General features: G+C 71.1%; 19 protein-coding genes. 7 read left to right on the top strand and 12 right to left on the bottom strand.

Features of this window, described 5'->3' with window-relative positions:
* Positions 1-85: 85 nt before the first annotated feature.
* The gene (locus Ate02nite_RS36465; protein ID WP_203812459.1) at positions 86-2239 is read right to left on the bottom strand and encodes an ATP-dependent DNA helicase UvrD2; all 2154 of its coding nucleotides are present in this window, start codon (positions 2237-2239) and stop codon (positions 86-88) included.
* A 68-nt stretch (positions 2240-2307) separates the two neighbouring features.
* Between Ate02nite_RS36465 and Ate02nite_RS36460 the strand changes: the two genes are divergently transcribed.
* On the top strand, positions 2308-2550 hold the full coding sequence (locus tag Ate02nite_RS36460) for a mycoredoxin (protein ID WP_203812458.1): 243 nt from the start codon (positions 2308-2310) through the stop codon (positions 2548-2550).
* Positions 2551-2596: 46 nt separating this feature from the next.
* Here Ate02nite_RS36460 and Ate02nite_RS36455 read toward each other — a convergent pair whose 3' ends face one another.
* From Ate02nite_RS36455 to Ate02nite_RS36430, 6 genes are all read right to left on the bottom strand, one after another.
* Positions 2597-3259, bottom strand: coding sequence for a hypothetical protein (locus tag Ate02nite_RS36455; RefSeq protein ID WP_203812457.1), 663 nt, complete (start codon positions 3257-3259; stop codon positions 2597-2599).
* Positions 3256-3732 (bottom strand): hypothetical protein, encoded by a 477-nt coding sequence (locus Ate02nite_RS36450; protein WP_203812456.1) that lies wholly within the window; start codon positions 3730-3732, stop codon positions 3256-3258. Before Ate02nite_RS36450 ends, Ate02nite_RS36455 begins: the two co-directional genes overlap by 4 nt.
* 21 nt (positions 3733-3753) lie before the next feature.
* Positions 3754-4641 carry a phytanoyl-CoA dioxygenase family protein gene (locus tag Ate02nite_RS36445; RefSeq protein WP_203812455.1) on the bottom strand — a complete coding sequence of 296 codons (888 nt, stop codon included), beginning with the start codon at positions 4639-4641 and terminating at the stop codon, positions 3754-3756.
* 103 nt (positions 4642-4744) lie between these two features.
* The gene (gene nudC / locus Ate02nite_RS36440; protein ID WP_438871297.1) at positions 4745-5707 is read right to left on the bottom strand and encodes an NAD(+) diphosphatase; all 963 of its coding nucleotides are present in this window, start codon (positions 5705-5707) and stop codon (positions 4745-4747) included.
* Complete coding sequence (locus tag Ate02nite_RS36435; RefSeq protein ID WP_203812454.1) at positions 5707-7023, bottom strand: M16 family metallopeptidase; 1317 nt, start codon at positions 7021-7023, stop codon at positions 5707-5709. The genes nudC and Ate02nite_RS36435 overlap by 1 nt, the downstream gene beginning before the upstream one ends.
* A complete protein-coding gene (locus tag Ate02nite_RS36430; RefSeq protein WP_203812453.1) occupies positions 7020-8327 on the bottom strand; it encodes a M16 family metallopeptidase in 1308 nt (435 codons plus the stop codon). The genes Ate02nite_RS36435 and Ate02nite_RS36430 overlap by 4 nt, the downstream gene beginning before the upstream one ends.
* Positions 8328-8508: 181 nt before the next feature.
* Here Ate02nite_RS36430 and Ate02nite_RS36425 point away from each other — a divergent pair, with 181 nt between their 5' ends.
* From Ate02nite_RS36425 to Ate02nite_RS36410, 4 genes are read left to right on the top strand one after another with little or no spacing between them, the layout of a single operon-like run.
* On the top strand, positions 8509-8940 hold the full coding sequence (locus Ate02nite_RS36425; RefSeq protein ID WP_203812452.1) for an RrF2 family transcriptional regulator: 432 nt from the start codon (positions 8509-8511) through the stop codon (positions 8938-8940).
* Between the two features lie 13 nt (positions 8941-8953).
* A complete protein-coding gene (locus Ate02nite_RS36420; RefSeq protein WP_203812451.1) occupies positions 8954-10039 on the top strand; it encodes an ABC transporter substrate-binding protein in 1086 nt (361 codons plus the stop codon).
* 19 nt (positions 10040-10058) lie between these two features.
* Complete coding sequence (locus Ate02nite_RS36415; protein ID WP_203812450.1) at positions 10059-10850, top strand: ABC transporter ATP-binding protein; 792 nt, start codon at positions 10059-10061, stop codon at positions 10848-10850.
* Complete coding sequence (locus Ate02nite_RS36410; RefSeq protein WP_203812449.1) at positions 10840-11781, top strand: ABC transporter permease; 942 nt, start codon at positions 10840-10842, stop codon at positions 11779-11781. Before Ate02nite_RS36415 ends, Ate02nite_RS36410 begins: the two co-directional genes overlap by 11 nt.
* On the opposite strand, the gene Ate02nite_RS36405 is transcribed toward Ate02nite_RS36410, so the two are convergent.
* Together Ate02nite_RS36405 and Ate02nite_RS49590 are read right to left on the bottom strand one after the other, a co-directional pair.
* Positions 11778-12668: a hypothetical protein gene (locus Ate02nite_RS36405; protein WP_203812448.1), complete on the bottom strand. Its 891-nt coding sequence runs from the start codon at positions 12666-12668 to the stop codon at positions 11778-11780. The two genes, Ate02nite_RS36410 and Ate02nite_RS36405, sit on opposite strands and share 4 nt — an antisense overlap.
* 48 nt (positions 12669-12716) lie before the next feature.
* Positions 12717-12839: a hypothetical protein gene (locus Ate02nite_RS49590; protein WP_275422982.1), complete on the bottom strand. Its 123-nt coding sequence runs from the start codon at positions 12837-12839 to the stop codon at positions 12717-12719.
* 117 nt (positions 12840-12956) lie between these two features.
* Between Ate02nite_RS49590 and Ate02nite_RS36400 the strand changes: the two genes are divergently transcribed.
* The gene (locus tag Ate02nite_RS36400) at positions 12957-13670 is read left to right on the top strand and encodes a lysophospholipid acyltransferase family protein (RefSeq protein WP_203812447.1); all 714 of its coding nucleotides are present in this window, start codon (positions 12957-12959) and stop codon (positions 13668-13670) included.
* Positions 13671-13754: 84 nt separating this feature from the next.
* On the opposite strand, the gene cspE is transcribed toward Ate02nite_RS36400, so the two are convergent.
* Positions 13755-13958 (bottom strand): transcription antiterminator/RNA stability regulator CspE, encoded by a 204-nt coding sequence (gene cspE, locus Ate02nite_RS36395; RefSeq protein ID WP_030442529.1) that lies wholly within the window; start codon positions 13956-13958, stop codon positions 13755-13757.
* 222 nt (positions 13959-14180) lie between these two features.
* On the opposite strand from cspE, the gene Ate02nite_RS36390 reads away from it, so the two are divergent.
* Positions 14181-14588, top strand: coding sequence for a pilus assembly protein CpaE (locus tag Ate02nite_RS36390; protein WP_203812446.1), 408 nt, complete (start codon positions 14181-14183; stop codon positions 14586-14588).
* Here Ate02nite_RS36390 and Ate02nite_RS36385 read toward each other — a convergent pair.
* Positions 14556-17993 carry an ATP-dependent helicase gene (locus Ate02nite_RS36385; RefSeq protein WP_203812445.1) on the bottom strand — a complete coding sequence of 1146 codons (3438 nt, stop codon included), beginning with the start codon at positions 17991-17993 and terminating at the stop codon, positions 14556-14558. The two genes, Ate02nite_RS36390 and Ate02nite_RS36385, sit on opposite strands and share 33 nt — an antisense overlap.
* Entirely contained in the window at positions 17990-21613 is a 3624-nt protein-coding gene (locus Ate02nite_RS36380) for an ATP-dependent helicase (RefSeq protein ID WP_203812444.1), read from the bottom strand. Before Ate02nite_RS36380 ends, Ate02nite_RS36385 begins: the two co-directional genes overlap by 4 nt.
* Between the last annotated feature and the right edge of the window lie 29 nt (positions 21614-21642).

The raw sequence follows: 21642 nt of genomic DNA, 5'->3' as shown, positions 1-21642 counted from the left end.
GTTTTCCCTTGTAGAGCAGGCCGCTCGCCAAGGTGTGCTCTGAGGCTAAGCCTCAGTTGCGAGGGAGGGCAAACGAATTAACGCACTAGTTTTCAAAGTTTTTTGACGAGACTTCGTCGGGCGTCGCGCCACCCACGAGAGCGAACACCGCGGCGCCGTACTGACCGAGCTTTCGGGGGCCGATCCCGGCGATCCCCAGCAGTTCCGCCGGATTACTCGGGCGCCGCTCCGCCATGGCCACCAGGGTCGCGTCGGTGAACACCACATAAGCAGGGACTTTGAGCCCGGCCGCGGTATCCGCCCGCCAGGTCGTAAAACGGTCCAGAAGGTCCTGATCGAGGTCGGACGGGCAGGTCGGGCAGCGGCCCATCTTGCGGTCGGCACCGCCCAGCAGAGTGGTCCCGCAGATGCGGCACGAGGACACCTGAGAGCGTCGACGGTCGGGTTTCCGACTCCGATCGAGGGATCCGGCCCGTTCGGTCGGCGAGTTGCGCTCCAGCTGGGGCAGGAAGCGGCAGGGCCGCCGCGCCCGGCCACTGCCGGACCGCGTCTGACCATAGGAAAGCCACAACCACTCGCGCGCCCGGGTCACCCCGACGTAGAGCAGCCGGCGCTCCTCCTCCAGTTGCTCGGGCGTCTTCGCATACGTCGTCGGGAGCGTGCCGTCGGCCAGGCCCACCAGGAAGACCGCGTCCCATTCGAGGCCTTTGGCCGAGTGAAGTGAGGCGAGCGTCACACCCGCCACCGTCGGCGCGTGCTGCTGCTCGACCCGGCGGGCCAGCTCGTCGTTGAAGGCGGACAGCGTGACGTCTCGCTGCACGGCACCAGCCTGGCCGATCGGTTCGAGGGTGGGTGCCTTCGCGTACTCCTCGGCGAGGGTGACAAGCGCGGCCAGTGCCTCCCACTGCTCGCGTGCCGCACCGCCGGCCGGGGGTTGCTCGCGGGCCCACCCGGTCGCCGCGAGCGCCTCGACCACCGCCTGCACCAGTGGGGTCTCGCCGGGCGTGGAACGCACCGCCGCGCGCAGCGCGATCATCGCCTGCCGGACCTCGGGCCGCTCGAAGAACCGCTCGGCGCCGCGCACCAGGTAGGGCACCTCGGCCTCGGCGAGCGCCTCCTCATACGTCTCGGACTGGGCGTTGATGCGGAACAGCACGGCGATCTCGCTGGCCGGGGTGCCGCCGGCGATAAGCTCACGGCAGCGGCGGGCCACCGCAGCCGCCTCGCCGGCCTCGTCCGGGAAGATCTTCAGCTCCGGTTCGGCTCCGGACGGCCGCTGGCCGACCAGCTCGAGCCGGAGCCGGGCCTCGTTGCCGCGCGCCTGCCGGATCACCGCGTTGGCCAGGCCGACCACCTGCGGGGTCGAGCGGTAGTCGCGGACCAGCCGGATCACCACGGCGCCGGGCCGCTGCCGGGCGAAGTCGATCAGGTAGCTCGAGGTGGCGCCGGTGAACGAGTAGATCGTCTGACTGGCGTCGCCGACCACGGTGAGGTCGTCGCGGCCGCCCAGCCAGGCGTCGAGCAACCGCTGCTGCAGCGGGTTGACGTCTTGATACTCGTCGACGACGAAGTGGCGATATTGCGACCGGATCTCCTCGCCGACATCCGGATGCTCCTCGATCCCCCAGACCGCGGCACGCAGCATGTCCTCGAAGTCGATCACGCCCTGGCGGCGCTTGAGCGTCTCGTAGGCCGCGAACACCTCGGCGACCTTGGCCGGCTCGTGTGGCGGCTCACGGTGGCCCTTGGTGGCGGCCACCGCGTATTCCCCCGGCTCGACCAGCGACGATTTCGCCCACTCGATCTCGCTGGCCAGGTCGCGGGCGGCGGCACGGTCGGCCCGGACCCCGACCCGGGCCGCGGCCAGGCCGATCATGCGGGCCTTGGATTCGAGCAGCTCGGGCATCGCCCGGCCCTCGAGCAGGCGGGGCGCGAAGTAACGCACCTGGCGCAGGGCCGCGGCGTGGAAGGTGCGGGCCTGCACGCCGGTGGCGCCGAGCGCGCCGAGCCGGGCGCGCATCTCGGCGGCGGCCCGCGCGGTGAACGTGACGGCCAGCACGTGCCGGGGGCTGATCTCGCCGGTGAGCGTGCGGTAGGCGATGCGGTGGGTGATCGCCCGGGTCTTGCCGGTGCCGGCGCCGGCCAGGATGCAGACCGGGCCTGCGGGGGCGGTCACCACCGTCCGCTGCTCGGGGTCGAGCCCGGCCAGCACCGCATCACTCAGCACGTCGGGAATCATGGCACTTGGGTCTGACGTTATGTCGCAAGGCGGAGTGCCATGTGACCCAGCCGAGAGGATCTTGACCGATGTTGACCATGTATTCGACGTCCTGGTGCGGTTATTGCCACCGACTCAAGTCGCAGCTCGACCGCGAAGGCATCGCGTACGACGTAGTGGACATCGAGCAGGACGAGGCGGCGGCGGAGTTCGTGCAGACCGTGAACGGCGGCAATCGCACCGTCCCGACCCTGCGTTTCGACGATGACTCGGCGCTGACCAACCCGTCGATCATCCAGGTCAAGGAGCACCTCGCGGCCATCGCCGCCTGAGCTACCGCAGAGCGCGGCATCCCGATCGGATGCCGCGCTTTTGTGTCTACGCGGAGACGAGCGACGCGGCCTTCTCCTCGGCATCCGCGATGATCGCGTCGAGTTCCTGGTCACCCAGGGCGAGTTCGTCGGCGAGCGAAGCAAACAGCAGCAGATGTACGGCGAGCAGGATGCCGCCGTCGATGTCGCCGATCGGGACCGTCTCGCCGAGCGCGTGCCGCACCAGCATCTCGGCGTCGAGGATCGGCAGCCCGGCGACGGCATGCTCGTGCACGGCCGTGGCCACGGTGCGGCTGATCTCGACGAGCGGAGTCTCGGACTCGAACCGGCGGCGCACCACCAGACCGAAAGCGATCTCCCACACCTGGCGAGCCGCGTCGTCGACATCGCCGGCCGGCATGCCGAACCGGGCCGGAGCGTCGTCCCGGGCGGCCTGGCGAAGGTAATGCCCGGCCGCCGTGGCGATCACTCCCGGCTGGTGGTCCGTGCCGTGCGGCAGCTGGCCGGAGAGCGCGCCGACCGGCGGCTCCCGTCGGTCGGAGTGCGGCGCCTCGGCCGACTCCGGCCGCGATTCGGCGTTCCCGGCCGGCCGGGCCGAGCGGCGCCGGCCCCGGTTCGTCTCGGGCAACGGCTCAGGCGACGGCAGCTCGGCGACCTGTTCGTCGATCTCGGCGGCACGCTGGGTGGAACGGCGACGGTTGCGGCTCACATCGCCCTCCGGCCGACGACCCGATTGCGCGGCCGGTCGAAGCGGGCCACCCGCTGCTCGGCCTGATCGACCAGGGCGAACAGTTCGGCCTCGGGCACGCCGGGCGGGCGAGCCAGGTCGCCGACCACGTGACAGATCAGCTCGAAGCGGCGCAGCTCGGGCACGCCGTTCGCCAGGTCCGGCTCGCTGATCGCTGCCCGGATCATCGCTTCGGCCTCGCGGGCGAGCTCGCCCTGGGCCGGCAGCGCCTGATATTCGAGCAGGTCACGCACGTAGCGGGTGACGTCGCGCGGCTCACGGCCGACGAAGCTGCGGCGGACCGCCACGATGAAGAGCTCGCGCAGCAGCCGAACGGCACGTGGCGAGTCGTTGAGACGAGACAGCGACCGCGCCGGGCGCTCTTCCCCCAGTGCTTCGAGGATGAGCCGGCCCGCCGCGGTCGCCGCTTTGTCTAATGTCCCGGTTTGCCCCACATGGGGGACTCTAACCGGTCGTTACGGGATGAGAGCCGGAATGCTGGAGTCGAGCAGACCCCGCTCCTTGAGCGCGCCGTACAGCGGCGTGGTCTCCGGGAAGTGGCCCCAGGCGTGGTCGCCGGAGCCGTCGCCGGCGTGGCCGAGCAGCTGCTTCTGCACCGGGTTGAGACTGTCGAACCAGTCCTGCTGCGGCAGGTCGGCGACGTCGTCGCGGCCGGCGATCCAGCGCGGGGTGTAACCGAAGAACGCGCCCATCCGGGTGAAGGGCGAGTAGTTGTCGGAGCGCGCGTGCCAGATGCGCCGGTCGAAGACGACCAGGTCGCCGGGGTTCGCGGTGATCTGGGTCGCGCCCTCGGGCTCCGGCCACGGGACGCCGCGGCTCGGCGGGCCGGGCAGCCAGTTGGTCTTGTGGCTACCGGGGATCACGGTGAAGTTGCCGCGACCGGTCTCGCTCACGTCGGAGAACCAGAACGCCAGCTTCACGGAGAACATCGGGCGCGGATCGGTCTCGATCTCCCGGTTCTGCCGGCCACCGTCCTGGTGCCAGTGCCACCACTCCTTGGTCTTCTCGTGAATCTGCGGGTGCACGTCCACGTGGGAGTGGTAGATGTGAATGTTCCAGCCCAGCAGCGACCAGATGTACTTGAACGCCACCGGGTGGTCGATCAGGTAGGCCAGCTCGGGGACGGAGGTAATCGCGGACAGCTGGTGCAGCGCACCGGTCGCGTTCAGGCCGTGGCCACCGGGCTGCTGAGCCCGCTCGTAGGCGGCTTGGATCGCGTTCTGCCCGACCTCGATCTCGCTCTCACTGAGCACGCCGGGAATCACGAGAATCCCGTCCTGGTCGAACTTGGCACGCTCGTCGTCCGTCATGGCGGTCCATGCCGGCGCTTCCACCTGCGTCATCGAAATTTCCACCTCTCGGTCTTTGTACTTCGAGACGCGGTGGAGGCGCATTTTGGTTACTCGGGAAGTAGAAAACTTCTCTACTTAGAGCAACTTCGATCCACTATCGGCCGAAACCGCCCAACCAGGTCTCAATCAGGTAGAACGCGATAGAGGATCGCATAGGAAGGCTCATCCTGACGCCCGTATCGGCATGAACGAAGCCTCCGGCGATCATCTTGGCGACGTCGTCCCGCGTGAACCAGTGAGCCTCATCGATCTCCTCGGGGTCGAGGGTCATCGGCGTGTCCGGGTCGGCGGTGGCGTGAAAACCGAGCATCAGCGACCCGGGGAACGGCCACGACTGGCTGCCCGAGTAGGACAAACCGGTGAGCCCGATGCCCACCTCCTCATCCACCTCGCGCCAGACCGCCGCCTCGGCGGACTCGCCGGGCTCGACGTAACCGGCCAGGCAGGAGAACCGGACCACGCCGTCCGGACTGGCCGGCCAGGTGGAGTTGTGGCCGAGCAGGCAGCGCCCGGCCGGACCGGCCACCCCGTCGTGCACCAGCACGATCATCGCCGGGTCGGTGCGCGGCCACATCAGGTTGCCGTCGGGGTCCTTGCGCGCCCAGCCCGCCTCCACCGACTCGGTGGGCAGCCCGGTCCTCGGCGAGAAGACGTGACTGCGGTGCCAGTTGGCGAGCGCCGCGGCGGCCGTGAACAGGCCCGCGTCCCGGTCGTCGAGCAGATGCCCGACGTCCCGCAGGGTCACCGCCCGGGCGCCGGCCGTCTCGGGCAGCGGCGCCGCGACCGTCCAGAGCGGGGTGCCGTCGGTGTCGACGCCGAGGAACCAGTGCTCGGCCTCCGGCGCGTCGGCCGCGGCCACCAGCACCAGCCCGGCCCCGCCGTCCGGCCGGTCGGCGATCAGCGCCCGGCCGCCCTTGGTCGGGTCGATGACCAGCACCAGGCCACGCGACCAGGCCTCGGCGAGCCAGGCGTCGTCCTTGCGGCGCAGCGCGGACCGGTCGAGGGTGCTGCGGGCCAGCGGCGGTACGTCGCTGGTGAACTCCGGCGGAATGGTCACTAGGCGTCGCGCTCCACCGTGGTCAGGGCCGCCAGCGGCGCGGCGACCTTCTCGGCGTCACCGAGCACCACGGTGACCGCCTTGGCCGGGGCCAGGAAGCGGGACGCCGCCGCGGTGACCTCGTCGAGCGTCGCGGAGGCCAGCGCGGCCGAGTGCTCGCGCAGGTGCTCCAGACGCAGGCCGAAACTCGCGTAGATGCTGGCCAGCCCGGCCAGGCCGGCCTGGGTCGACATGCCGAGCCGGAGCGTGCCGAGGGCGTACCGGCGGGCCTGTTCGAGCTCCTCCTCGCCGGGCGGGAGGCTGGCGATGCGGCCGAGCTCGTAGAGGGTCTCGAGCAGGGACGGGCCGGTCACCTCGGTGGCGACCTCGGCCGCGACCGTCAGGGCCGAGCCGGCCAGGTAGTGCTCGATCGAGGTGTGCGGGCCGTACGTGTAGCCCTTGTCCTCGCGCATGTTCTCCACCCAGCGGGACGAGAAATAGCCGCCGAAGACCAGGTTGGCCAGCTGGAGAGCCGCGTACTGCGGGTCGGTGCGGGGCACCGCGGGCAGCGCCATCCGCAGCGAGGACTGCACCGCGCCGGGCCGGTCGACAAGCAGCAGTGGGCCAGGCTCCAGCGGTGGTGTGGCCGGCACGGTCTCGTCCCGGCCGGGGCCGGTCCAGCTGCCGAGCGCCTTCTCGGCGGCGTCGATCGCCTTCTCCGGGCTGAGGTCGCCGACCAGCACCAGCACCGAGCCGTTCGGGCGGACCCGGTCGGCGTGCAGGCTGCGCAGCTGCGCCGGGCGAACCCCCCGGACCTGCTCGGGCTCGGGGGTCTGCACCGCGTAGGGGTGGCTGCCGTACATCCGCTTGAGCAGAGCCGTGCGGGCCACGTGCCCCGGCTGCATCAGGGCCACCTGGATGTGGTCGACCAGGCGGTCCCGCTCGGTGGCGACCTCGGACTTGGGGTAGGCCGGGTCGGTGAGCACCGAGGCCAGGATCTCCAGCATCCGGTCCAGGCCGCCGGCCAGCGCGTTGCCGGTGACCAGCAGCCGGTCGGGATCGAGACCGGCGGACAGCCCGCCGCCGACCGCCTGCAGGCCGGCCGCGATGTCGATGCTCGACATCGTGCCGGTGCCGGTGAACAGCGCCTGGGACAGCAGGGTGGCCCGGGGCAGCGCCGCCTTGCTGAACGGGACCCGCAGCCGCAGCTCCACCAGCGGCACCGAGGTGCGCCGGATGGCGATCACGGTGAGGCCGCTGGCCAGCGTGCGCTCGGCCTGCTTGGGCAGCTTGAGCTTGGCGTCCGGGACCAGATCGGGCAGGGACTTCGCGTTCATGAACCAGCTCCGGGGAGGACCTCGACGGTGGAACGCCCCTCGGGGCGCAGGGTGGCCGCGGCGGTGACGATCTGGGCCTCGGTGACCTCGCCGACCAGCCGGGGCAGCTCGTTGAGCAGCCCGGGATCGCCGCGCTGCAATTCCAGTACGGCCATCGGCAGGGCCCGGCCGAGCACCGCGTCGGTGTCGCGCAGCAGGTGGGTGGCGATGCGGGCCTGGGTGCGCTCGAGCTCGCCGGGCGTCAGGCCGTCCTGGACCAGCCGGTCGATCTCCTCGTCGACGGTGCGCAGCACCTTGTCGGAGTCGCCGCCGGGCGGCATGTGCGCCTGCAGGAGCAGCGCGGTGGGGTTGCGCACGCCGAACTCGTCGCCCATGAACCCGATGTAGCCGCCGATGCTGGTGACCGACCGGTCGCGCTGGACCAGCCGCTCGATCAGGCGGGACGCCTCGCCGTCGGTGAGCACCTCAGCGAGCACCACGAACGGCAGGTAGCTCGCGAAGTCGCCGATCGGGTCGGGCACCCGCCAGGCGCTGGCCACGCCGCCGAGCGGGGCCAGCCGGTCGGTGTAGGTGTCGCGGCGCTCGCGGTCGATGCCGGGCTCGTCGAAGTCGGGCAGCACCGGCGCCGGGCGGGCCGGCACGTCGTCGAAGTGCCGGCGGATCATCGCGGTCGCCTCGGCCACGTCGAAGTCACCGGCCACCGCGAGGGTGGCGTTGCCGGCCGCGTAGTAGCGGTCGAAGAAGGCCTTCGCGTCGTCGACCGTGGCGCTCTCCAGATCGCCGAACGAGCCGTAGCCGTCGTGTGAGTTGGCGAACGTGGAGAACATCACCGGCGGCAGCTTGAGCCACGGGAACCCGCCGTACGGCCGGTTCAGGACGTTGACCCGGATCTCTTCCTTGACCACGTCAATCTGGTTGAGCAGGTTTTCCTCGGTCAGGCGCGGGCCGCGCATGCGGTCGGCCTCGAGGAAGAGCGCTCGCTCGAGGGCGCCGGCCGGCAGCACCTCGAAGTAATCGGTGTAGTCCAGGTGGGTGGACCCGTTGAAGGTGCCCCCGGCGCCCTGCACGTGCCGGAAGTGGGCGAGTTTCTCGAGGTTTTCCGAGCCCTGGAACATCAGGTGCTCGAAGAGGTGGGCGAAGCCGGTGCGCCCCTCCGGCTCGGAGCGGATGCCCACGTCGTAGACCACGGCGACGCCCACGACCGGCGCACTGCGATCGGGCGTGAGCACCACCCGCAGGCCGTTGTCCAGGGTGAATCGCTCCACCGGGTACTTCGTTGCGGGGATCTTTCTGCTGCGCGCCACGGACTGACATTAGCGCGCTCCGTGTTCATCGACGCCACGGCAGGTCACCGATCATGCCCCGATCGGGTCCCGCTATGCGGTCCGGCCTTGACGCGGCATTCCCATCTCGTCCATTATTCCCATCCATCGGATAGGTAAAGCAGAGTTTCACAACCGGGAGACCGGAGAGGAGGGCCGGATCGTGTATGTGTCGGCGCGCACCGACTATGCCGTCCGAGCCATGCTCGCCATCACGGCCGAGCATCCCCACCTGGTGAAGGCCGCCGGCCTGGCCGCTACTCAGGTCATCCCGCTGAGCTTCTTACAGGGGATCCTGCTCGATCTCCGCCGGGCCGGATTGCTGCACAGCCACCGCGGCGTCGACGGCGGTTACGCCCTCGCCCGCCCCGCCACCGAGATCACCGTCGGTGATGTCGTCCGGGCTGTCGGCGGGGCACTGACCACCGTTCGTGGGCTGCCCACCGCCACTGCCACCTACCACGGCGCGGCCTCCGGGCTACGCGACGTGTGGGTTGCCGTCGAGGAAGCCATCGAAGGCGTCGTCGATCACAAGACCTTGGCCGAGCTCTCTCGCTTGGCCGGAACGCAACAACCCTCCCCGTTGAAGAACTGAAATTAGGAGTGAGATGAGCTCCCCCACCTTTTCCCGCCGGCGCGTATTCACCCTCGCCGGCGCAATGCTGACCGCGTCCGCCCTCGCGGCCTGCGGCGACGACGAGGACGGCACTCCCACCACCTCCGCGTCCGGCGGTGCCGAGGCGTCGGCGATCCGGCTCGGCTACTTCCCGAACATCACCCACGCGCCCGCCCTGGTCGGCGTCAACAAGAACCTCTTCGCCGAGGCCCTGGGCAGCACCAAGCTCGACCCGAAGACGTTCAACGCCGGGCCAGCCGCGATCGAGGCGCTCGTCTCCGGTGCCATCGACGCCACCTACATCGGCCCGAACCCGGCGATCAACAGCTGGACGCAGTCCAAGGGCCAATCGCTGAAGATCATCGCGGGTAGCACCTCCGGCGGCGCCGGCCTGGTGGTCAAGCCGGCCATCAACGGTCCGGCCGACCTCAAGGGCAAGAAGCTCGCCACCCCGCAGCTGGGCAACACCCAGGACGTCGCGCTGCGGGCCTGGCTCAAGTCGAACAACCTCAACGCCGACGCCCAGGGCGGCGGCGACGTCTCGATCCTGCCGCAGGACAACGCCACCGCGCTGCAGGCCTTCCAGCAGGGCGCGATCGACGGCGCCTGGGTTCCGGAGCCCTTCCTGAGCCGGTACCAGCTCGAGGCCGGCGGCAAGCTGCTGGTCAACGAGAAGGACCTGTGGACCGACACGAGCGGCCAGTTCGTCACCACCCACTTGATCGTCAGCCAGGAGTTCCTGAAGAAGTACCCGGGAACGGTTACCAAGCTGATCCAGGGGCACCTGAAGGCGCTCGACTTCATCAAGACCAGTGACGCGGACGCGCAGAAGGCGGCCAACGCCCAGATCGAGGCGCTCAGCGGCAAGCCGCTGAAGGACAACGTGCTGGCCTCGGCGTTCAAGAACCTGACGTTCACCGCGGACCCGATCGCCGCGTCGTTGTACACCAGTGCCAAGCACGCCCAGGACGTCGGCCTGCTCAAAGAGGTCGACCTGAAGGGCATCTACGACCTCAATGCGCTGAACGCTCTGCTGACGGCGGCCGGCCAGCCGGCGGTCAGCGACGCGTCGTCCTGATCCTCCCAGGGAGAGCCCAGTGAGCCTTGTTGAAACCCAGACCCCGCGGCCGGTAACCGGCCGCGGGGACGCGGTTGTCCGCCTCGAGAACGTCTCCAAGCAGTACGGGTCCGGCAGCAACGCCCTGCTTGCCCTGGACCGCGTCTCGCTGACCGTCCAGCAGGGCGAGTTCGTCTGCCTGCTGGGCGCCTCCGGCTGCGGCAAGAGCACGCTGCTCTCGCTGGTCGCGGGGCTCGACAAGATCACCAGCGGCACCCTGGACATCGGCGGGCGACACGTCTCACTGATGTTCCAGGAGGCCGCCCTGTTCCCCTGGCTCTCCGTGGCCGGCAACGTCGAACTGCCGCTCCGGCTGCAGGGCGTTGGCAAGGCCGAGCGCCGCAAGCGCGCCGAGGAACTGCTGGAGATCGTGCGGCTGAGCGGCTTCGGCCACAAACGGCCGCACGAGCTCTCCGGCGGCATGCGCCAGCGGGTCGCGCTGGCCCGGGCGCTCGCCCAGAACGCCGACATCCTGCTGATGGACGAGCCGTTCGGCGCCCTCGACGCGATGACCCGCGACATCCTGCACGACGAGCTCGAGCGGATCTGGCGGGAACAGAACCTGACCGTGCTGTTCGTGACGCACAACGTGCGCGAGGCGGTCCGGCTCGGCGACCGGGTGATCCTGCTCAGCAGCCGTCCCGGCCGAGTGATCGAGGACTACCCGATCACCCACGAGCGCCCCCGGCGCATCGACTCCCCCGAGGTCTCCGGCCAGGCCGCCGAGATCACCGACCGGCTCCGCGCGGAGGTCGCCCGCCATGCCAATTAAGTACCCGTCCGCCCGCGCCGGGCTGGAAGGCGCCGGCGGCGAGAACACGGTCGCCGAGGTGCCCGAGAAGGTCGGCGTCGACCCGCAGGGCCGGGACGAGGTCAGCGGCCTCGACGCGCTCGAGCTCGCACCCCGGACCGAGCAGGACAACCTGGGTAAGCGGATCTGGCGCAGCGCCTGGCCGAAGCTGCTGGCCATCGCGATCGTCGTGCTGATCTGGCAGATCGTGGTGTGGTCGAAGTGGAAGCCGGATTACGTGCTGCCCGGTCCGGGGACGGTCTTCAGCGACCTGGGCGACGTGATCACCACCGGCGACTTCTGGGACGGGGTGCGGCTCACCCTGATCCGGGCGCTCACCGGCTTCGCGCTGGCCGTCGCCATCGGCACCCTGGTCGGTGCGGCGGTGTCCCGGTTCGCGCCGCTGCGTGCGGCGATCGGCTCGCTGATCACCGGCCTGCAGACGATGCCGTCGATCATGTGGTTCCCGCTGGCCATCCTGCTGTTCCAGATCAGCGAGAGCGCCATCATGTTCGTGGTCATCATCGGCGCGGCTCCGTCGGTGGCGAACGGCCTGATCAGCGGCATCGACTATGTGCCCCGGACGTGGCTGCGGGTCGGCCAGGTGCTCGGCATGAAGGGCCTCGCGAAGTACCGGCACCTGATCCTGCCGGCGTCACTGCCGTCCTTCATCTCCGGGCTCAAGCAGGGCTGGGCGTTCTCCTGGCGCAGCCTGATGGCGGGTGAGCTGCTGGTCATCGTGCCGGGTGCGCTCTCCATCGGCGTACGGATGCAGCAGGCTCGTGATCTTTCCGACTCGAGCCTGGTGATCTGTTACATCATCGTCGTGCTGGTGATCGGCATCCTGATCGATGTGCTGTTCAACGCGGCCGACAACGCCCTGCGCAAGCGCTGGGGACTGACCGGCAGCTAGGGAGTCCGGACCGACTTGAGCACGTCGTCGATCACGTAGTCCCACTGCTTGTGGGTGCCGGGGATCGAGACGTAGAGAACGGCCGCCGTCGACTTGCCGACGTCGATGACCGCCACCGCGGAAAGTTCGTCGGTGGCGGTCAGGCCGGCCTGCTTGAAGTGCAACCGGAACTCGTTGACGTAGGCCGGCTTGCCACCCAGCGTGGTCATCCTGTCCTGGATCATTTCCATCGTGTTGGGCTGCGGGTAGTACTCCGCGCGCACGTCCGCGGCCACCTGCCGGCCCACGCACTCCAGGTCGACGATCCCGCCGTCGTTGTCGGCGGCCGGCACCGCGGCCGACAGGATCGACGCGTGATATTGCCCGCCGCTGTAGGCCTCGGTCACGAAGTGCTGCCCCACCTTGTACGGCACCTCCAGCGTCCCGGCCCGCCACACGGTGTTCCACGGGACCCAGGGCGCCCCGTATGCCTTGTAGGAGATGCCCGCGTCCGGGTCGGTGGTCCGTGCCCCGGTCTCCGGCGGCAGCGCGCTCGGCGCCTGGGTGGGCCCGGTGCTCGGCGAAACGCTCGGTGCGGGGCAGGCCTGCGCCAGCGGCGGCCGCACGTCGGTGGGGGCGGACGCCTTGTCGCGGAACGGGTTGCTCCCGGACGAGAACACCAGGATCAGGATGATCGTCAGGCCGATCGCCAGGATCGCGCCGGCGATGCCCGCGAAGATCAGCATCTGCCGCCGGCGCCGCTGCGGCCCGTCCGAGCCCGGCTTCTCCTCCGGTGGCGGTGGATCCGATGGCGGCGGCGTGGCCGGCGGCAGACCGGGAGCCGTCACGGTGCCCGATGCGAACCGCCCGCCGGGCTGTTGCCAGGAGAACGTCGTCGGCTCAGACATGAATCCCAGTGAACACCACGCAGGCCGCTATTGCGTCACGGCACGGGCTCAGCCGATCGGCGGAACCGCTGTGTACCACGGCGTGAAGACGACCACGAGAACCAACGCCAGGCCCGCGCCGGCCACCCCCAACACGAACGCGAGCTCACGGCGTGCGGTGGTGCTGCGCATAACGGATCCCCCCGGACCGGTCACAGAAATGAGCGTCACCGACTAAGACGCCGCACAGGCCCATGTGGTTGCACCCCGAACCAGCCGATCTTCAGGTGTTTCGGCTACCGTCTCTCCATGGAACTCGTGTATCCCCCGGTCATCGCCTTAGCCAAGACGATGTTCCGCGCTCTCGACATGCGGATTGAGGTCGACGGCGCCGAGCACATCCCGCACGAGGGTGGTGCGGTACTGGCGAGTAACCATGTCAGCTACCTCGACTTCATCTTCTGCGGCCTGGCCGCCCAGCCGGCCCACCGGCTGGTCCGCTTCATGGCGAAGAAAGCGGTCTTCGACCACAAGATCAGCGGCCCGCTGATGCGCGGCATGCAGCACATCCCGGTCGACCGGGACGCCGGCGCCTCCTCGTTCCGCGAGGCCACCACCGCGCTGAAGAACGGCCAGGTGGTCGGCGTCTTCCCGGAGGCGACGATCAGCGAGTCGTTCACGGTCAAGGAGATGAAGTCGGGTGCGGTCCGGCTGGCCCGCTCGGCCAAGGTGCCGCTGATCCCGATGGTGGTGTGGGGCCCGCATCGTCTGTGGACCAAGGGCCGCAAGAAAGAACTGACCAAGCGGCACGTTCCGGTGCTCATCAAGGTCGGCGAGGCCATCGAGCTGCCCAAGGGTGCCACCCCCGAGGCGCTGACGGCCACCCTGCGGGCACGCCTGACCGAGCTGCTCGACGCGGTGCAGAAGGCGTACCCGGAAAAGCCCGCTGGGCCGGACGACCGCTGGTGGCTGCCCGCGCACATGGGTGGCACGGCGCCGCTGCCGGAGGCAGCAGCCGTCTGACTTTTGGTTTCCCAAACACGTCGGCGCCGCACCCCGGGCTGGGGTGCGACGCCGATTTTTCGATCTTAGTTTTTGAAGAAGGGGTCAGACTGCGCGGATGTTCGCGGCCTGCGGGCCCTTCTGGCCCTGCGTAACCTCGAACTCAACCCGCTGGTTCTCTTCCAGGCTGCGGTAGCCCGACATCTGGATCGCGGAGAAGTGGGCGAAGACGTCGGCCCCGCCGTCGTCCGGGGTGATGAACCCGAAGCCCTTGTCCGCGTTGAACCACTTCACAACGCCGGTAACCATGATCGTCTCCTCGACGGTCGATCGCTCCCGCCATTATGGACGGGAGCGGTGTGATAAGACTCGGATTTCCCGAGTCTCGTGTCGCCGTACTGATCGCCCGAACCGGAGAAACCCGGGTTACGACAAAGAGCGCCTGGGGCAGATTTCCCCACAGGCGCTCCTAAGTACTTGGGAACCAAACGAACAACGGTCGGAGCGTAGCACGGGTTAGGGGGTTCAGCAGTGATCGGCGCACATCTGGCACAACGGCTGAAGGAGGCCGGCCTCGTCTGGAAGCCGGCCCTCGGCGACCGCTTCGCGATCCCTGATCGGGACCTGGACGAAGAGGTCTTCGTACTCAGCAACATGACTATCGAGGTGCACACGATGCCGGAGGGAAAGGTGATCGGTTTCAACGGCACCACGGAGTGGGCGCTCGACGATGTGGAGATCGACGAGACCATCTGGCTGCCCCGCGAGGACCAACTGCGGGAACTGCTCGGCGGGACCTTCCGCAGCCTGGGTTGCGACCCCGACGGGTACGAGGTGCGCATCGACCTGCTCGGCGAGGAACGGCGGTTCGCCGGGGCCACCGCTGACGAGGCGTACGCGTCGGCACTACTGCACCTGCTGGCCTCGATCACCCAGTAGCGGGACCTCGACCACAAGTGCCTCCAACTCGTCGGCGTCGAGCAGGTCGACCGGCCGGACGGTGACCTGATCGCGCACATAGTGGAAGCCGGCCTTGACCCGGTTGACCGGCACCCCGGCCAGCGACGCCCAGGCCACCCGGTAGGCGGCCAGCTGCACGGCCGCCGCCTCCGCCTCGACGCCGGTCGGCCGGCGGCCGGTCTTCCAGTCGATCACGTCGAACCGGTTGGCCGACTCGGCGAAGACCGCGTCCATCCGGCCGCGCACCACCACCCCGGCCACCGACGTCGCGAACGGAACCTCCACCTCGATCGGGGTGCGGTCGGCCCACTCGCCGGCCAGGAACGCCGCCTGCAACGTCGCCAGCTCCTCGTCGGCGGCCGCGTCGTCGTCGGCCGCACCCGGCAACTCGTCGATGTCGATCAGGCGGGCCGACCCGAACCGCTGCTCCAGCCAGGCGTGGAACGCGGTACCACGCCGGGCCTGCGGCGCCGGGCGCTGCGGCAGCGGGCGGCGTAGCGAACGGGCCAGGGCCTGCGGATCGCGGCGCAGCACCACCAGCTGGGAGACCGACAGGTGGTTAGGCAGCGCGACCTCCAGCGGGCCGTCCCGGCGGGCTCGTTCCTCCCGTTCGGCCAGCAGCAGGACGGACTCCCGGCGCCAGCGGGCGATGTCCGGATCGTCGGCCGCGGCGTCGGCGTCCTCGGCCTCCCGGCGAATCTCCTCCACGGGAATGCCGACCAGCTCGGCGGCGAATCCGGCCCGGGCGGCCACTTCCGGCTCCCGGGCGGCCAGATCGGCGAAGGCGGCCGCGGCCGAGGCGGCCGGGTCGGCGATCATCCGGCGGATCAGGTCGGCGGCCACCGCCATCGCCGGGCGGCGCCGGCCCAGCGGATCGAACGGCCACTCCATCGGTTCCGCCTCGCCGGTCGAGGGATTTGTCGCCTCCGGGGTCGGCTCCGGCGTCCAGCGGTCCACCACGCCGTCGCCGTTCGCGCAGGTCGCGCGGATCTCGTCGAGGAAGACCGACGGGCCGCGCGGGCGCTTAACGGCCTCACCCCACCAGTAGCCGGAGCACAGCAACAGCCGGCGAGGGCGGGTCACGGCCACGTAGGCGAGGCGGCGCTCCTCCCGTACGTCGTGTTCCCGCCAGGCCCGGCCGAACGCCGTCACCGCGGCGAGCACTCCCTTCTGGTCGACCGCCTCGGACAGGTCGAGCCGGGGCAGCCCGTCCGAGTCGCCGCGTAGCGGGAACGGCAGCACGCCGATGCCCATCAGGTAGTGGTCGGTGCCCCGGGTCAGTCCCGGCCAGACGCCCTTGCTGAGGCCGGCCACCGAGACGACGTCCCACTCCAGACCCTTCGCGGCGTGCGCGGTCAGGATCTGCACGGCGCCCTCGACCACGTCGACCTGGCCCGGTTCCAGGCCGCGCTCCTCCTCCTCGGCGGCGGCCAGGAAAGCCAGGAAACCGGCGAGGGTGCCTCCGTCGGTCTCGCCGGCGTAGCGGGCCGCCACGTCGCCGAGCGCGTCCAGGTGACCGCGGGCCAGCCCGGCGTCGCCGGCCTGCCAGCCGCGCACCGCCACCTCGACGTCCAGGCCGGTGGTGCGCTCGATGTCGGCGACCAGGTCGGGCAGGGGCTGGTCGAGTCGCTGCCGGAGCGAGCTCAGCTCCCGGCTGTACGCACGCAGGCGCAGGTAGCCCTCCGCCGAGTACTGCTGCGGGGCGCCCAGGTCGGCCATCGCCTCGACCAGGGTGGCGTCGTCGAGCCGGTCGCCGACGATCTCCTCCGGGTCGGTCCGGTTGACCACCTCGGCCCGGGCGGCGGCCAGCGACCGGGCCCGGCGGTGCAGGGTGACCAGGTCACGCGGGCCGATCCGCCAGCGCGGGCCGGTCAGCATCCGCAGCAGCGAGGCGCCGTCGGTCGGGTCGGCCAGGACCCGCAGCGTGCAGGTGACGTCGCGAACCTCCGGGGTGTCCAGCAGGCCACCCAGGCCGACCACCTCGACCGGCAGGCCGACCTTGCGTAGTGCCTGCTCGATCGCCGGGATCTGGCTGCGCACCCGCACCAGCACGGCGCTGGTCGGGCGTTGCTCCAGCGGAATCTCGTCGGCCTCGGCCTGCGGCCGGCCGGCCGAGATGCGCCAGGCGGCAAGCATCTGCTCGGCGATCCAGTCGGCCTCTTCGGCGTACGTCTCCAGCAGTGCACAGGTCACCGTGCGGCCGCCGACGTCCCGTTTGACGGTGGGTGCCGCCACCAGCGTCGCCACCTGCGCGCCGGCCGCCCGCAACGGCTTGGACAGCTCGTTCGCCACGGCCAGGATCTGCGGCCGGTTCCGCCAGCTCCGGGTCAGGCCGAGCACCCGAGCGTCCCGGCCCTCCGCGTCGGGGAACTGCTCCGGGAAACGTTCGAGTGTGCCGGCCGACGCACCGCGCCAGCCGTAGATCGACTGGCAGGGGTCGCCGACCGCGGTCACCGGATGACCGCCGCCGAACAGCGCGTTCAGCATCGTCACCTGGGCGTGGCTGGTGTCCTGGTATTCATCGAGGAGCACGATGCGAAACCGGTCGCGCTCCACCTCGCCGACCGCCGGATGGTTGCGGGCGACAAGCGCGGCCCGGGCCATCTGGTCGCCGAAGTCCATCGCCTCGAGGTCGAGTTTGCGCTTCTCGTAGAGGCGCACCAGGGGCAGCAGGGTGAGCCGGTGGCGCTGCCGCGCCAGGGTGTCGGCGACGTCCTTGTAGACCCGGCCCGGCAACTCCTGCACCTCGGCGAAGAACCGGCCGGTCCAGGCGGCCAACTCGTCCGGGGTGATCAGGTGCTCGGCCAGCTCGCCGGAGAGCGCCAGGACGTCGTCGGTGACCGTGCCGGGCGCCCGGTTCAGGCCGGTCATCTCGCCGGTGTAGGAGCGGACCAGCGAGTCGACGATCTGCCAGCGGGCTGCCTCGGTGAGCAGCCGGGCCGACGGTTCGTAACCGGCCCGCAGGCCGTGCTCGGTGACCACCCGGGCCGCATAGGAGTGGTAGGTCGAGATGGTGGCCTCGCCGACGAACGCGTCGTCCCGGCCGATCCGGCGCACCAGCTGGCCGAGCCGGGTGCGCACCCGGTGGGCCAGTTCGCCGGCCGCCTTGCGGGTGAAGGTGAGGCCGAGGATCTGGTCGGGCCGGGCATAGCCGTTGGCCACCAGCCACACCACCCGCGAAGCCATCGTCTCGGTCTTTCCCGAGCCGGCCCCCGCCACCACCAGGAACGGCCGGACCGGCGCCGAGATGATCTCTTTCTGCTCCTCGGTCGGCCGATGCAGGCGCAGCAAACCGGCCAGCTCGGCCGGCGTATAACGCGGGCCCGAGTCGGCACGGCGGCGCGGCGCCGCCGGTTCGTCGGCGAAGAGGCTGGGCTGGGTCACTGCGTATCTTCTACTACCTGACGCCCCTTGCCGGAAATCGGGCAGCTGGTGCGGACCGGGCAGACCCGGCACCGGCTGTTGGCGACGGCCGAGAACGTGGCCGCGGCCATCGTGTCGGCGGTGCGCCGGACCATCGCGTACGCCCACTGCGGGTCGACCGCGTCGGCCAGCGGCAGCTGCATCTGTTCGCGGGCGTCCTTGCCCGGCCCGAGCTGCACCAGCGCCGCGCCACCGCTCGCCAGCCCATGGTCGCCGAACGCGCCCGCCTCCACCGCGGCCTGATATCCGGCCAGCTGGGCGTGTTCCTCCACATCGGCCGACGAGACGGTGGTGGACTTGCCGGTCTTCAGGTCGATGACGACCAGCCGGCCCTCCTCGTCGATCTCGAGCCGATCGACCCGCCCGGTCAGCTGAATCGGCCGGGTCTCGTCCTCCAGCCGCACCGTGAACTCGTGCTCGATCGCCAGCAGCCGCCGCGGGTTACCGGCCAGCCAGCGCAGCAGCTTGTCGACCATGCCCTGGGCCCGCTCCTGCTCCGGGCCGGCCAGCCAGCGCGCGGCCAGCTCGATCTCCGGGAACCGGGCCGAGACGTATTCGACCAGTTTCTCCCGGTCGGCGTTGGCGTCCTCGGCCAGCATCGCGGCCGCGTGCACCAGGTTGCCGACCCCCTGGGCCGGCCCCGGCGGCCCGGCGCCGCCGTGTCGTTCCAGCAGCCAGCGCAGGCTGCAGCGCAGCGCGCTCTCCATCGAGGAGGGGGTGACCTTGACCGGCTGCCCCTCGTCGACCAGCGGCCGATCGTCGGACAGCGGCCGCAGCCCCCACCACTCGTCCGGGTGTGCTCCGGGCACGCCAACGGCGGCAAGCCGGGCGAGTTCGGCGGCCGCGGCGCGCCGCCGGCTGGGCGTCTGGTCCTTCCCCACCACGACGGTACGGAGTTCAGCCACGAGTCCCGCCAAGGTCAGAGCCCGCGGCGCCCGCCCCACCGGAAGCTCGATGGCCGCATCGACCCGCTCCTCCACCGCCGACGCGGCGTCGCCACCGCCGACGGGTTCCACCGCACTCTCGCCGCCACCCGGTTCCACCAGGTGCTCGCCGCCCAGGACGTCATGCCCGTCCCGGCCGGCCGGGCGATCGACGTCGGCTGCGCTGCCGGACTCGGCCGGACCAGCGGCATCGCCGGCGCCATCCGGGTCCGGCGGGCCGTCGGGGTCGGCTGGGCCGTCGGGGTCGGCGTCCCAGGGGTCGGGGTCGGGTGGGTCTGGGGGCGGTGGGGTGTCGGGGCCGGTGCCGGGGTTGCGGCCCCGGATCGGGAGGGCCAGTTCGGTGAGGAAGCGGCTGGGCTGTTCCTCGCCGTCGGAACCGCCGACGCCGGCCGAGGCGACGGCCGTGACGATCAGGTGGCGGCGGGCCCGGGTGGTGGCCACGTAGAACAGCCGGCGCTCCTCATCTAGCAGCGCCGACGTCTCGCCGACCACGGCGGCCGGGCCGCTGGTGGCGCGGCCCGCGAGGTAGTCGACAAGCCGTTCCGAGCCGAGCAGGCTGCCGCGCAGCCGCAGGTCGGGCCAGATGCCCTCCTGCACGCCGGCCAGCACCACCACGTCCCACTCGAGGCCCTTGGCGGCATGGGCGGTGAGCAGCCGGACCGCCTCGCCCCGGTCGGCGCTCGGGGCGATCGAGTCGGCCGGGAGGTCCTGGCCGAGCACGTGGTCGAGGAAGACCTCGGTGCGGGCGCCGGGCAGCCGGTCGACGAACCGGGCGGCCGCGTCGAACAGCACCACCATCGAGTCGAGGTCGCGATCGGCGGCCTCGGCCCGCCACTGCCGGGCGCGACCGGCGTCCGGGTCGTCGGAGGCGACCGGTCGGGTGCTCAATCCGTACCACCGGTCGGCCAGGCCGCTGTCCCGCCAGACCGTCCACAGCACCTGCTCGGCGGTGGCACCCGGGACGGCGGCCGCCTCCCGGGCGGTGGCGATGAGCCGGGCCACCGTCTGTGCCGGTTTGGCCCAGCGTCGTTCCACCATGTCCAGTCCGGCCGGATCGCGCACCGCGTCGACAAGCAACTCCCCGGAGGGACGCCGGTCCCCCGCGGCGAGCGCCAGCGCCCGGAGCCCCTGCCGCAGCCGGCGCTCGGCCAGCGGATCGGCGCCGCCCAGCGACGAGTGCAGCAGCGCGACCGCCGCCTCCTCATCGAGCAGCTCGGGCTGCAGCGCACACCGCAGGAGCAGCAGAAACGGTGCCACGGCGGGCTGCAGGTGCAGCGGCATGTCCTCGGCGTGCGTCACGGTCGGCACGCCGGCCGCGGCCAGCGCCCGCTGCATCGACGGCAGCTGCAACGAGGTCGACCGCAACACCACCGCCATCCGGGACCACGGCACCCCGTCGAGCAGATGCGCCTCGCGCAGCGCGTGCGCGACGTAGGCGGTCTCCGCCGTCGGCGACCGGAACGTCCGGACCACCGCCCCGCCGCGCTCCACGCCCTCCGGCGCGGCGACAGCGTCCGGCGCAGGTTCCTCGGGCGGGGCGGGTGGGTGCATCGAGCGGTGGGTGATCGGGCCGCGCATGTGGCGGGACACCCGGGTGGTCGAGGTGAGCAGGGGGGACGCGGCGCGGTAGTTGGTGTGCAGGGTGATGGCCCCGGCCACGGCGCCGGAGGCGGTGCGGAAGTGCTGGGGGAAGGCCGTTACGCCGGTCGGGTCGGCACCCCGGAAGCCGTAGATCGACGAGTCGGGGTCGGCGAAAGCCACCAGGGGCTTTCCGCCGCCGGCCACCAGATGGAGCAGCTCGATCTGGGCCGGGTCGGTGTCGGCCAGCTCGTCGACGTAGATGTAGGCGAGCCGGTTGCGTTCCGCGGTCAGCAACTCGGGGTCGTCGGCCAGCAGGCCTGCGGCCGCCCGGACCAGCTCGGCCGGGTCGTAGGCCGACGAGCCGCGGGTCGTCACGTCGCGCAGGGCCAGGACCGCCACGTACTGCCGGAGGAAGCGGGCCGCGGCCGGCCAGTCGTCGCGGCCGACGCGCTCGCCGATGCGGGCCAGCTCGGCGGCGTTGAGGCCGCGCTCGGCAGCCCGCTGCATCAGGTCGCGCAGCTGCTGGGCGAACGCCTTGGTGGGCAGGGCCGGGCGCAACGCCTCGGGCCAGCCGACCTCGTCGGGGGTCTCCTCGTCGCCGACGGCCTCGAGGAGCTCCCGGATGATCAGGTCTTGCTCGGGGCCGGTGAGCAGGCGGGGTGAGGGCTCGCCGCGCTCAGCCGCGGCCCGGCGGAGCAGGGCGAAGGCATAGGCGTGGAAGGTGCGCACCAGGGGCTCGTGCACGATGCGGCCGGGGTCGTCGGCGATCCGGGCCTCGATGCGGTCGCGCAGGGCCATCGCGCCGCGGCGGCCGAAGGTCAGGACCAGGATGCGCTCGGGGTCGACCCCCTCGGCGATGCGGGCGGCGACCGACTCGACCAGGGTGGTCGTCTTGCCGGTGCCGGGGCCGCCGACCACCAGCAGCGGGCCCTCGTCGTGGCTGACGACATAGCTCTGCAGCTCGTCGGGGCGCAGCGCGGGCACGGCGGGGCGTGGGCGCCGGACCAGCCGGTAGGCCGGGCGGCGCACGGCGGGAGAGGAGGCCGGCGTGCTCACGGCATCAAGGAAACCACGGGGGTACGACG

This window comes from Paractinoplanes tereljensis (genome assembly GCF_016862435.1).
GTDB classification, from domain to species: Bacteria; Actinomycetota; Actinomycetes; order Mycobacteriales; family Micromonosporaceae; genus Actinoplanes; species Actinoplanes tereljensis.
This window is presented reverse-complemented; position numbering and strand designations above follow the sequence as displayed.